General features: G+C 41.1%; 10 protein-coding genes and 2 tRNA genes. All 12 read right to left on the bottom strand.

Translation table 11 applies throughout. The features are described 5' to 3' along the window. Positions 1-104: 104 nt before the first annotated feature. Positions 105-2,585: a stage II sporulation protein E gene (spoIIE, locus tag QLQ22_RS00415; protein ID WP_223438895.1), complete on the bottom strand. Its 2,481-nt coding sequence runs from the start codon at positions 2,583-2,585 to the stop codon at positions 105-107. A gap of 205 nt (positions 2,586-2,790) precedes the next feature. Further along, positions 2,791-2,862 (bottom strand) — tRNA-Glu (locus tag QLQ22_RS00410). An 8-nt stretch (positions 2,863-2,870) separates the two neighbouring features. Continuing rightward, positions 2,871-2,947, bottom strand: a tRNA-Met gene (locus QLQ22_RS00405). 337 nt (positions 2,948-3,284) lie between these two features. After that, positions 3,285-3,737 (bottom strand): S1 domain-containing RNA-binding protein, encoded by a 453-nt coding sequence (locus QLQ22_RS00400; protein WP_070877661.1) that lies wholly within the window; start codon positions 3,735-3,737, stop codon positions 3,285-3,287. Positions 3,738-3,818: 81 nt separating this feature from the next. Beyond that, the gene (locus tag QLQ22_RS00395) at positions 3,819-4,199 is read right to left on the bottom strand and encodes an FtsB family cell division protein (RefSeq protein ID WP_223438894.1); all 381 of its coding nucleotides are present in this window, start codon (positions 4,197-4,199) and stop codon (positions 3,819-3,821) included. Between the two features lie 13 nt (positions 4,200-4,212). Continuing rightward, entirely contained in the window at positions 4,213-4,842 is a 630-nt protein-coding gene (gene yabQ / locus QLQ22_RS00390) for a spore cortex biosynthesis protein YabQ (protein WP_223438893.1), read from the bottom strand. Beyond that, on the bottom strand, positions 4,839-5,144 hold the full coding sequence (gene yabP, locus QLQ22_RS00385; RefSeq protein WP_070877658.1) for a sporulation protein YabP: 306 nt from the start codon (positions 5,142-5,144) through the stop codon (positions 4,839-4,841). Before yabP ends, yabQ begins: the two co-directional genes overlap by 4 nt. 92 nt (positions 5,145-5,236) lie before the next feature. Then, positions 5,237-5,500 (bottom strand): RNA-binding S4 domain-containing protein, encoded by a 264-nt coding sequence (locus QLQ22_RS00380; RefSeq protein WP_284015802.1) that lies wholly within the window; start codon positions 5,498-5,500, stop codon positions 5,237-5,239. 15 nt (positions 5,501-5,515) lie between these two features. Further along, the gene (yabN, locus tag QLQ22_RS00375; protein ID WP_284015801.1) at positions 5,516-6,985 is read right to left on the bottom strand and encodes a bifunctional methyltransferase/pyrophosphohydrolase YabN; all 1,470 of its coding nucleotides are present in this window, start codon (positions 6,983-6,985) and stop codon (positions 5,516-5,518) included. Between the two features lie 20 nt (positions 6,986-7,005). Continuing rightward, positions 7,006-8,598 (bottom strand): putative polysaccharide biosynthesis protein, encoded by a 1,593-nt coding sequence (locus QLQ22_RS00370; RefSeq protein WP_284015800.1) that lies wholly within the window; start codon positions 8,596-8,598, stop codon positions 7,006-7,008. A 210-nt stretch (positions 8,599-8,808) separates the two neighbouring features. Next, a complete protein-coding gene (spoVT, locus tag QLQ22_RS00365; RefSeq protein ID WP_070877654.1) occupies positions 8,809-9,345 on the bottom strand; it encodes a stage V sporulation protein T in 537 nt (178 codons plus the stop codon). A 202-nt stretch (positions 9,346-9,547) separates the two neighbouring features. Further along, positions 9,548-13,078 carry a transcription-repair coupling factor gene (gene mfd, locus QLQ22_RS00360; protein WP_223438889.1) on the bottom strand — a complete coding sequence of 1,177 codons (3,531 nt, stop codon included), beginning with the start codon at positions 13,076-13,078 and terminating at the stop codon, positions 9,548-9,550. Between the last annotated feature and the right edge of the window lie 78 nt (positions 13,079-13,156).

Here is a 13,156-nt window from a genome sequence, read left to right as displayed (position 1 = left end):
CCCTCCTAATATCCTCTTATCACCAAGGAAATAATGTACTACCATCCTCGCCATGAAATAAGAGTTTTATACTTTAGAAGGGGCTTATTTAAAGGGTGATTCTTCTACATCACATTCTGTTTTTTGTAATGTTTGGACGTTGGAATAGAAGCCCATTTAGGAGTATTATGATCGATTTTGGCTACAACCACCGTCATATCATCCTCAATCTTTCCTGCTCTCGTACGGATAACCTCCTCCATAATTAAATCTGCCACCTCTTGCGGATCCATTGTCTCCAATTCTTTTATTTTTCTCTTCATCCACAAATCATGATTCTCCACATGCTTTGGCCCTTCGAAAATTCCATCACTCATCATGATCAGAAGATCTCCCGCCTTCAGCTGCTCTCCAACGACATCAACATCAAATTCCTCAATAATTCCCATTGGCAAATTGCTGGCTTGAATTTTCATGATTTGATCGCCGCGTTTAATAAAGCTTGGTGTGGATCCAATCTTTAAAAATTTGCAGCTTGCATCCTGCAGATCAACAATAGCCAGATCGAGCGTTGAAAATATTTCATCTGTTGTTCTTAAGGATAAAATGGAATTTATTGTCTTAATCGCAACTTTTTCTTCAATTCCGGACTGCAGAATCTTTTGAAGCAGCTTTATGGTCTCATTGCTCTCAAAATGGGCTCTCACTCCATTTCCCATGCCGTCACTGATTGCAATGGCGTATTTTCCAAAACCGAGTTCAATCGTTGAATAGCTGTCTCCTGAAACAAGACCTCCTCCTTTTGCCGCGTGAGCCACACCGGAATCAACTCTATATGTTCTCGAAGAACCGAAGGATACGTGACAATATCCGTTCGGATAGCTCGAGCATTCTTCATGTTTGACAATCACTGACTCTTCCAGAATATCAGAGAGCATTGGTGCGATGATCTTCTCGCACTCCCCGTGTCCATTGCAAAATGGAATACTCATCTCGATATCAACATTTCCCTGCTCCAGGCTATATATATCTACGTGGCCAATTTCAATCCCAAAGCTTTGAAGTGCCTCAAGAATTTGTTCTTCCTGAACAAAATGATTTTCTCGTTCACGCTTTATTTCCTTTGCAAAATCCTCCATGACCTGCGAAACTCCCATCAGCTGTTCCGCTACAAGCCTTCTGCTCTCCTGCACCTGCTCTTTTAACTTTTCATTAGCGTCGTAATAATTAATTTCCTGTTCAATAGCCTCCTCTACTTTTTTCGGTTTTGAACAATATCTCTCAAATTCCTTTTTTAATTTCCGGTTACCATGATACGTGTTTTCTTTGCTTTCATGCATAATAGTCTTCATAAAGTCATAGGTTGTATCAAAGTTCTGCACCCAGCACCTTTCTTTTTTGAAACAGGTCTGACACGTTTTTTCAGTTATGGTGCTTAAAAACAAATCGGTCCCCCTTTGATCTTCTGACTCTTCGCTTTTTTCATAGAATGTGACAAAGCTTTCTGAAAGGGCATGAAATACTTGAGAGAATTGATCTACCCGATGGGCCGTTACGTCCCTGATTTTTCTTACATACTGCTGCTGTTCCTGTGTATGTTCGTTTGTTCCGGGAATATGCTTAGCTAATTTATTTGTAATTGCCTTTGGTGTTAATAGAAATAACCCAATGGCAATGAGTGATTCTGATAAGTTTTTTATCAGGTCGTTTGACCCTTCTCCGTAAAGGGAAATCAGCAGAGATCCGATTAAAAGACCAATGGCTGCCCCAAATTTCTGGCCTTCTTTTAAGAGCCCTCCAAGCAGACCCGAGAAGGCAAGGAGGCTCATTTGATAGAGGTTTCCGACATTGGCAAGACTCAAAATTAAGCCGGTTACAACACCTACTGTGCAGCCAATGCTCGATCCGCCGATAAAAGCAAACAGCAGGACAATGTATCTCGATAAAATATGCTCTGCCTGAAGCTCCTGGTATGAGACCCCAACAAAACCGGTCAGCACGGAAGCAAGCAGAATCATTATGCATATGATTTCTTCTATCTTAAGAGACTGCTTGTACTTCCTGGCTGATATAAGAGGCAAGCTCTGCAGAAAAATAAGTGTCAGAATAAAAGCAAGTCCTGACTCAACCCCTGCCATCATATAATCGTACAATGTAAGTGAATCCTGAAGATAAAAGTAGCCGATTCTAGTCAGCATCATCGAAAGGAAAACAACAAACGGCAATGCTTTCATTTTATCTTTATAGATAAGAGAGGTTAATTTTTTCATGATCAGAAAGATAAGAATAGAGGCAGTGACAAATAGAGAGGTCTGCCACGATATCGTGACAGCTCCTGCGATCAGAGCAAGCGAGGAGAATAGCGCTTTATCTTTTTTCATTAAGAGGACAGCGCCAAAGAACGGCAGTGCAAAAGGAAGAACTTCAGTTAAAATGAGTGCTCTTCCCAGCAGAAAGCCGATCAGCACATAAAGAAGACCTTTATGCAAAAAGAGCAGCTGCAGTCTTGTCCCAAAACGATGAACTGAACGATTAAACCATTGATGCGTCCTCTCAAGATTCACTTCCGTAATCGGCTCGATAACCCTTCTTTCTACCTTTTCCATATTTTCATTCCCCCACTTTTTAATGATGTGGTTATTATATCGAAGGCAAAAAAAAGATTTTGTCAAAAGAAGGAAGCTTATCCCAAGAAACGTTCGACTGTTTTTTTGAATAGCGACAAAATGCCCGATAAAGCTTTTTATTTTCATAATAAAACACAAAAAAACCCTGACTTTCCATTAAGGAAAATCAGGGTTTTCATCATGATGACCCGTACGGGATTCGAACCCGTGTTACCGCCGTGAAAGGGCGGTGTCTTAACCGCTTGACCAACGGGCCAGAAAAAATGGTAGCGGCGGAGGGAGTCGAACCCACGACCTCACGGGTATGAACCGTACGCTCTAGCCAGCTGAGCTACACCGCCATTTTAACTGCCAAATGTTATAAGGCACAAGATATATAATACAAAGGATTTCGACTTTCGTCAACAAAAAAAAGAAAGTTGAAATATTCAGTAAACAATGTCGGAATAAATGGGGTTTAATTATGAAAAATCGTTCACTCGTTTTGGGGTGATAAAGATATGCAGAACCGCATAAACGCTTCGGCAGTGAAAAAACAAAAAACAGACTGACCACTCAACCCTGCAAGCAGCAGAATTGTTTATCCCATTTATTCTATTCTTTTTTCCATAAAAAAAGAAAGCACATTCTCATGTACTTTCTCTGCCGTTTTCAGCATTTATATCAGATAGCAGCAAGTTAACCTCTTCTTGCTCCGCGACCGCCGCGCTTTGATTCTGTATTGCGTTTAAGTGATGATAAGCGATCCTCACTGTCTTTTAAGAATCTGCTCATTTTTTGCTCAAAATTCTCTTTAGGGCGGAATTCATTTGTATTCGTTCTGCCTCTTGGACGATCTGAGCGGTTTGGACGGTCTGAGCGATTCGGGCGTTCTGAACGTTCTGGGCGCTCAGGACGATCAATTGCCTTTTTAATTGACAAGCCAATTTTTCCGTCTTTCTCTACATTGATGACTTTAACGGTTACCTCGTCACCGACTTTTAAGTGATCGTTTATATCTTTCACATAATTATCAGCAACTTCACTGATGTGGACGAGTCCTGTAGTGCCACCCGAAAGCTCTACGAACGCTCCGAAATTTGTAATGCCCGTTACCTTACCCTGTAACTTGCTGCCAACTTCTATCGACATAAAAAAAATGCTCCTCCTTAATAAACATAAAAAACTCATTTATTTAATTATACATAATCCAAAAATCAAGTGTCAACAACACTACTCTTTATCTTTTTTTGGCAACGTGAAGATAATCTCATTGTCTTCAGATAAAAAATAGTCCCGACGAGCAATTTTAGCAATATACTCATCATCATTCAACTTTACGATTTCTTCCTCTAATACCTTTTCATCTTTTTGGAGCTCCGTTAATTGAGTTTGAAGTTCTTTCTTTTGATGAACCTTCTCATTAATGGCACTGGATTGAGATATGAGAGTCGTTAATACGATAACAGAAGTTACCGCCGCAATCAATCCAAATAATGTCAACCGTCTGATCAATCCGCGTTTTCGCCTTTTTAATATCTGATCTTTCCGCTCCTGCTGCTGCATATACTGTGATTGAAGCTGCGTAATTTTCCGGTCTTTAGCGAGACTCATTCATTAGCCTCCTTTATTTCTTCTTTTTCCACGAAATCCATAAGTTACCACTCTTATTCTTGATTTTCTCATAAAGTCCTGCCGTTTTTTTGAAAAACCTGTAAAAAAAGTTCCTGATGGACAATGGAATCAGTTTCCACAATCCTTTTAAGATCCAAAAAACAGGAGATAACAGTACCTTTGCGATAGCATAAACCACTCTTGCCATCCATTTTAACAAGTTCCACAAAAAAATGACAAGTCCGCTTATAATTGCTGTCAATAAATTAAAAATGCCAACAATAGGCTTAATTAAAAAGAAATTTCCCATCTTCAGCATCGTCTTATAAATGCCTACTGCACACTTAATAATGAATTCGAGAAGCGCTAAGTAAATCCCTTTTATCAAGCTTTGATATGCCGCATATCCGCACAGCAGGGCAAGCAGAATGTATATGCGGAATTCTCCTTCATTCACATTCAGGAGAATATAAAATAAAAGGAGGCCCTGAACGAGCCAAAATAAGATGTCATTTATGAATACAACCCATTTGGCTCTTCTCGGCCGCATAAGAAAGCGGCCGTAAGTATCAAGTGAAGCGCCAATAAAACAGCCTGAACAAACCATGGAAAGCATCGTCAGGAATTGAGTGGAGAGCGTCATTTAAATAACTTGCTAAAGAGTCCTTTAGCTTTCTCCGTCTGATGCTCATCCAGATAGACGAGATCAAAAATTCTTCCTTTTATTGAGACGATCCCTTTATCTACGTCCAAATTTTTCATTTGGAGATTTTCTCCGCGGATAGCAAGAGCACCCATCACCGTCTCAAGCAGAAATTCTTCATTATCAAAGCTTTCTACATGTGTTACGCCTGTAATATCGAGCAGTTTACGGCCTCTCATAATAACATCATGCTCCTGGATCGTTCCCTTAGGCTGTGATTGATTATCATAATATTGATTCATTGCCAACCCCCGCATTCTTCTAAGAAATATTCTTACCTATTTCTATGAGCCAAGAATGCGAAATAGAACAAGCCCTCACATGATATCAAATTCTATTCTTCGCTGATTTTTTCTTCTTTTACAAGTGAATACATACCCGCTGCATCCTCTTTTTTAGAAGAATCCTGCAGGTTTTCAATTTTTACGATGATGCGTTTTTGCCCAAATCGAATGGCAAGCTCATCACCCAATTTTACAATAGAGCTTGCTTTTGCAACTGAGCCATTAACCGTTATTCTGCCTTGGTCGGACACTTCTTTTGCAAGTGTTCTTCTTTTAATCAGTCTCGAAACCTTCAAAAATTTATCTAGTCTCATCTTTTAAGCACCCCTTCATAGCCCTTTGCTTTTCGCTTCATCCCAGTAAGAATCCATTTCTTCAAGAGACATTTGTTCCAGGTTTAGGTTTAGTTCATCTGCCTTTTTTTCAATATATTCGAATCGTCTTTTAAATTTCTGATTGGTTGCCGATAAGGCTTCCTCAGGTTCAACTCCGTAAAATCTGCCGATGTTGACCAGTGCAAAGAGGATGTCCCCAAACTCCGCCAGGATCTTTGTTTGATCAGCATGATTTTCTGCTGTTTCAGCCTTGAATTCCTGCATCTCTTCCTGAACCTTTTCCCATGCTGACTCAGCATGATCCCAGTCAAAACCGACTTTAGCAGCCTTCTTTTGAATATGGTAGGCCTTAGATAATGCAGGGAGTGATCCGGCAATGGATTTCAATAAGGACTCTTTTTTACCTGATCCCTTCTCTGCACGTTTAATCTCCTGCCAGTTCGACAGGACTTCGTCTGTTCCGCTAACAACAGCAGTTGAAAAAACATGAGGATGTCTGCGGATCATTTTTTCTGTTAATGTTCTAATGACATCATCAACGGAAAACATGCCATCGTCTGAGCCAATTTGAGAATGCAGCATGACCTGAAGCAGAACATCTCCAAGCTCTTCAACCACATTTTCATCATCTTCTTCGTCAATGGCCTCTATTAACTCGTAGCATTCCTCAATTAAATATTTTTTCAGGGACTGATGGGTCTGCTTTAAATCCCACGGGCACCCATTTGGCCCTCGAAGCTCCGCAATCACCGCTCGCAGTGCTGAAAATTGATGATTCAGAATGCTCTCATCTTCTACAGGAGGTACATACACACTTGTTAAGTTGTTAACCGACGTAACCCGGTCAAGCTCAAAAAGGGGTACCTTTACGATCTTTTGCTCACTGCTGCCTGCCGCCGTAATAATCTTAACCTCATAGTCATCAGGCAAATCTTCCATCAGAGTTAATTTCACTTCAGAAGCAACCATTTGGTCATATACCTGGCATATAATCAAATGCTGTCTGAAATTTAACTGTTCTCTCTTCATCGTCAGACCGTCAACCATTTGAAACCCATCAATCGGATCGATTTGAAGCGCAGTAAACGTAGCATCTAAAAAGCTTTGACCTCCAGCTATATGGATCTCATAGCCTCTCTGTCCGCCATTTTGAAGAAGCAATTGCACCGTCTGCTCTGCAACAAGAGGATGTCCGGGAACAGCATAAATAATCTCTTTATCTTCAGCTTCCTTGTATAGCTCCAGTTCAATTTCAGCGTAAACATCACCGAACTTGTCATTCTCTTCATAAAGGTGGTCAAATGTCCTGAAATCCGGCAGTTCTGCCCTCAGTTCATCGACCACAGGATGTTCTTTTGTTCTTAAAAACAAGTGGGAGGCTGATGTAAGTTTACGATAAACTCCAAGCGGCAGATGACTGGCATCTGAGCCCCCAAGTCCTACAACTGTAATCTTTTTTGTCATCATTCCATACCCCGTTTCATTTATTTTAAAAACTTCTCAAGCTTTTTTCCGCCCGGAAATGCCGCTAGTTCATTTTTTGTAAAAATAGATAGTTTTAAAATGGCCATTAGATAGATGACCGCTCCTGTTAAAGCACCCGTTAATGATCCTAGTGCAGCCGCCAAACGGTCATAGTCCGCCCAATATTGATCAAAGACCGACATATAAAGGAAAAGCACCGCAATCATCAGACCTGCAGCAGCGGCAGTTTTGAGAAGATCCATCAAGCTGATCAGCATGTAGCCTTTCATTTTCAAATAATAGGCATTCAGAAGACTGATCACTGCATATGCAGCAATTGTTGCAACAGCTGCTCCTTCCGTATTCATCGTCGGAACCAAAAGAATGTTTAAACCAAGTTTAACTGAGGTTCCAATCAGAACTGCAGCTGCAGGAAAAAAAGTGAAGCTTAGCCCTTGCAAGATCGCAGAAAGTGTCAGGGCATAGGAAGTAAAAATGACTGAAACGCTTAAAACAGCCAGTACTTTCGTTCCTGAAGCATCCCGGTACAGCATGATGTTTGTCGGCTCCATAATCATAATCAGTCCTGCTGCTGCACCCGTTCCGACTACTGTGCAGATTTTCATGGAACTTTTTATTTTATCTGCTATCACGTAAGCTTCATGATTCTTTTTCGCATATGAGATAAGCGGAACTAATGATAAGGAAAAGGATGTTGCTGCGACAGTCCCAATCTGGATTAAGGGCTGACCCCTGTCATATATGCCTTTTAGAGCTTTAGCAGCGGACATTTCGATTCCGTTAGAGCGAAGCGCCGAATATAGCTGCATCGCATCAATCAATTGGATGAAAATCAGCATTAAGCTTGTGATGCAAATGGTCATTGTATTAATTAATAAATACTTAACGATTGTTTTTATGTGAATGGATGATTTCCTTGTTTGAAAAGGCGAACCTCTTCTTTTGTCTCTTGCCAAAAATACGGATAAAACTGCAGCAGCAGCAAGCCCCCCTGTCAATGAGCCGAATAAAGCCCCTTCGCCCGCTTCATATAGGGAGTATCCATTTTGAATCAGAATATATGAAAAGAAAAGGATCGTTATAACTCGGATCCCTTGTTCTGTCACTTGGGAGAGAGCAGTTGGAAGCATATTATCAGATCCTTGAAAATAACCCCTCGCAATAGATATAAAGGGAAGCAGCAGAAAAGAAAATGAAATAATTTTAAGCAGCGGGGCAAGCTCTGTGTCCCCCATGATTTCCGAAATGTACTCTGCCCCAAAATAGAGGCATAAAAAGAATAATGTACAAACTGCAATTAAGAACAAAAATGAAATCTTTACTATAGAAAAAATCGAAGTATCGTTTTCTCTGTCTCCAAATTCGATGATTAATTTTGAAATAATGACCGGAAATCCGGTTGTAGCAAGCATAATGGCAATCCCGTAAAAAGGATAAACCTGCTGGTATATGTAAAACCCTATGTCTCCAACAATATTTTGATAGGGCACTCTGTAAGCAGCGCTCATTATCTTTATAATCAGTCCCGCAAGTGTCAGTACAAAGGCACCTTGCAGAAAGAGATTTGCTGATGTATCAGAACGGACGTTCATCGCCCAATTCTCCTTCCAATTTTAAGCTGAACGTGCCTATTATACCACAACATGTAAGCAGCTCCATCTTCAGAAAAGCGGAAGCGCCCGTTTAACGCAGGCAGACAGATTAGGATTCGCCATTAAATCCGTTCTGTGACTATATAAGTGCATTCAATAGGAAAAGGCAGCAAAAATCGCTGCCCGGATAAAACAATATATAAATAATGACTACTGTTCCATTTGGCGCGCCAAAAACCCAGCTGCCGTTTCTACTGCTTTATGCTCTACTTCTCCTACTGCCTGATCCTTTGAAAAGATAACAACAGCACCGATAGGATCTCCATTTGCAACAATCGGTCCAACTGTGAAGGATTTAAGCTCTTCGCTTGTTCCATCTATCAATTGGATATTCCCGCCTTCTGTGTTAAGCACAGAGCTGCGTTCTTCCATTGCTTTTTCTACCTGTTCGCTTATATTTTTGTTCATGTATTCCTTTTTAGAGCCTCCTGAAACTGCTATGTATGTGTCACGGTCACATATCAGCACGGGATGTCCAAGGCTGTCATATAAAGCATCAGCATATTCCTTTGCAAAATCGCCAAGCTCGCTTATTGGTGAATACTTTTTCAATATCACTTCTCCGTCTCGATCGACGAAGATTTCAAGCGGATCTCCTTCTCTGATGCGCAGGGTTCTGCGAATTTCCTTGGGGATCACCACACGGCCTAAATCATCAATACGACGTACTATACCAGTTGCTTTCATCTAATGCTGCCTCACTTTCACTTGATGATTGTGTACTTGATGATTGTTTGCTCCAGCTAAAGTGAGCTTCTTTTTGCAACAATCACCATTGCTTAGGGATAGTATCCTTCACTAAAACACGCAATATACACAAACACAGTGAAATTTTCTTGAATAGGCAGTATTTTCTTTTCAGCTTAGACAAAAAGAACGGGTATTAAACTCAGTTAGCAGAAATCTCTACTTTTTTTACCGAGCCTAAACCATTTAAAAGCTCTGATGCAATCTTCAGCCATTTATCAGCAATAACTCCTTTTGTCTGGATGGTGATTTTAAGCCTTTTTCCGTCCATTCCCAGACCGACGGCTCTGCCGTATTTGTTGCTCAGATCAAACAGCTTCTGTCCGTCGACCAGCCTGCTCGCATCCTCACTGACGAAAAGGGCTACTGAGTCTTTTTCCTGCTTGATCATATCTACCTTCTCCTGGACAGCAAAAACTTTAAGTTTTGCAATCTGCAGAAGATAGCCAACCTCTGCAGGATAATCCCCGAATCTGTCGACAATTTCTTCCTGCAGCTCTTCTAAATCAGCTAAAGAAGCAACAGCTCTGAATCGTTTATAGATGTCAATCTTCTGTCTGCCGTCTGAAATGTACTCTTCCGGCAAGTAAGCATCCACTTCAAGATCAATTTCAACCTGGAACGGTTTCTCTTTCGGGCCGTCTTCTCTTCGTTCCTCAATTGCTTCTTTCAGCATTTGAGAATAAAGATCAAAACCAACAGAATCGATGAATCCGTGCTGCTGTGCACCAAGCAGATTCCCTGCTCCGCGAATCGAAAGGTCGCGCATCGCAATTTTGAAGCCCGAACCCAGTTCTGTAAACTCTTTAATTGCCTGCAGACGTTTTTCCGCTACTTCAGTCAGCACTTTGTCTTTTCGGTACGTAAAGTAAGCATACGCAATTCGGCTGGAACGTCCGACACGGCCTCTTAGCTGATAGAGCTGAGAGAGACCCATCTTATCGGCATCATGGACGATCAGCGTATTTACATTTGGAATATCAACCCCAGTTTCAATGATTGTCGTACTGACAAGCACATCAAATTGCCCATCAAGGAAATTAAGCATCGTTGATTCCAGTTCATTCTCGGACATTTTTCCATGAGCATATGTCACACGTGCATCAGGTACAAGCATAGATATTTCATCTGCTTTACGGTCTATATCGTCTACGCGGTTGTATAAAAAGTAGACTTGGCCGCCCCTTGCAAGTTCTCTTTCAATTGCTTCACGGACGAACCCGCCATTATATTCGACGACATATGTCTGTACAGGGAACCGGTTCTCAGGCGGTGTTTCGATAACAGACAAATCGCGGACTCCAAGCATTGACATATGGAGCGTACGCGGTATTGGTGTAGCTGTTAAAGTCAGGACATCAATGTTTGCCTTCATTTGTTTAATTTTCTCTTTATGTGTAACACCAAAGCGCTGCTCTTCATCAATAATTAATAGGCCCAGCTCTTTGTACGTAACATCTTTAGATAATAGTCGGTGTGTCCCTATTACCATGTCAACAGTGCCGCTTTTCAGACCTTTTACTGTTTCGTTCATTTCTTTTCTTGATCTAAAGCGGCTTAGCAAGCCTATATTAATCGGGTAATCCTGAAACCTCTCCCGGACTGTTTCAAAATGCTGCTGTGCAAGGATGGTCGTTGGAACCAGAAGGGCGACCTGCTTACCATCAGCAATAGCTTTAAATGCAGCACGGATTGCAACCTCTGTTTTACCATAGCCCACATCACCGCAAAGAAGCCGGTCCATCGGCCGTTCTCTTTCCATATCAAGCTTGATTTCATGAATGGAGCGGAGCTGATCCTCTGTTTCCTGGTATGGAAAAATCGATTCAAACTCGCGCTGCATCTCGCCATCAGGCGAAAACCCATAGCCTACACTTGCTTCCCTCTCGGCATAAAGCTTGATTAAGTCATCTGCTATATCCTGGACAGAGGATTCAACTTTCTTCTTAACCCGCTTCCAGTCACTGCCGCCAAGCTTGTAGATCTTTGGCTCTTTTCCCTCTGAACCTACATACTTCTGGATCAGATCAATTTGTTCAACTGGGACATACAGTTTGTCGCTGCCATGATAGCGGATATGCAGATAATCTTTGTGCACGCCATTAATTACAAGGGTTTCTATGCCCAAGTATTTACCGATCCCGTGATTCACATGAACAACATGATCTCCGACTTGAAGTTCCGAATAGCTCTTGATTCTTTCTGCATTTGATATTTTCTGGCTTCTTGGCTGTTTTTTCACTCTCTTTTTAAAAAGTTCTTCCTCTGTAATAACGGCAAGCTTTTGCAGCGGGAGTTCAAACCCCGTTTGAAGATCGCCTTCCATAATGTAGAGATTGCCAAGCTTTGGCGCTTCATTTTTTTTCAAAAAAGCAGCTGTAATCTCATAATCAGCCAGCACACCCTCAAGCTTTTTGACTCTCTCTTCTGTAGCACCAAGAAATACAACAGAGAATTTTGCTTTTTTCCATCTATCAATTTCACTTTTCAGCACATTCATTTGCCCATGAAAATTCTGCATCTGCTTACATGAGACATTTAAGATATTCTGAGGACTTGTATGCGGGACATGACGCAAAAATAAGGATAGATAGACAAGCGGATGCTTTGTTTTTGTTAAAACATCTGTATATTTATGTGACATCTGAACATCATTCACAATTTTTCCGTGCTCAAGCAGGCTCGTATACCAGTCAGCCTCTTCTTTTTCAAGATTTTCGTACATTTCCTGAATTCTGCTGACTTCATCCATGACGACAATGGTCTGCTCATGAAAATAATCTAGTAAACTAGCAGGCTTGGCATAAAAGTATGAAAGATATTTAAACATTTCCTGATTAAATTGGCCGTTCCTTAATTGTTCAAGCTCATAGCCGATATTCTCTGCCAGAATCTCTTTTTGTTTTTCATCTTTCAGCCGCTTCAAACTGTAGGCTAAACCACTTTCCAGCTTCTGTATACATGCAGTGATTCTGCTTTGATCAACAACGAGTTCCTCTGCAGGACCGATATGAACTTCTTTAAGCTTAGCAATTGAACGCTGATCTTCGCTGTTAAAAGAGCGGATCGAATCAATCTCTGTATCAAACAATTCAATCCGAATCGGGTATTCTTCGGTAAGAGGATAGATATCCATAATCCCGCCTCTTAAACTGAACTCTCCTGGAGCAGAAACCATTCCGGCTCTTTCATACCCCATCGTAATTAAAGATGCCATTGTTTTTTCAAGATCTAAATCTTGCCCAAGCTTTAAATGAAACTGATTTTCAAGCCAAGCTTCCTTCGGCGGCAAGAACCTTCTGAGCGCTGCGACCGGAGCAACAATAATTCTTCTTTTATTTTGAGATAATTGATTCAGGACTTCCATTCTCTGTGCTTTTAACTCAGGGCTTGCTACAGCAAGCTCAGAAGCAATTAATTCGTTTACAGGATAAAGAAGGACCTGATCCCCGAGAAGGTTGGCCAGGTCTTCATAAATCTTCTGGGCCTGAAACAGATTATGGGTAATCATTAAAATCGGTTTTTTTGAATGCTGATAAAGTGAAGATGTAAAGACAGACCTTGCAGAGCCGGATAAGCCTGCTACGAGCTGTTCTTTCAGGCCTCCATGAACTCCTTCAATAATCGTCTGAAAATCGTCATTATCATAAAAGTAATGCTGCAAACTTTGCAAAGGCTAAAACCTCCCCTTTTGTTAGTGATAGAAAGGCGGATGTCGATCTCTCTATTAGAAGCAGAGCACAGGGGCCAA

This window comes from Metabacillus hrfriensis (genome assembly GCF_030127205.1).
In the GTDB taxonomy this organism is placed as follows: Bacteria; Bacillota; Bacilli; order Bacillales; family Bacillaceae; genus Bacillus_P; species Bacillus_P dongyingensis.
Note: the sequence above shows the minus strand (reverse complement) of the source record. Positions and strands in the feature narration are given on the sequence as shown.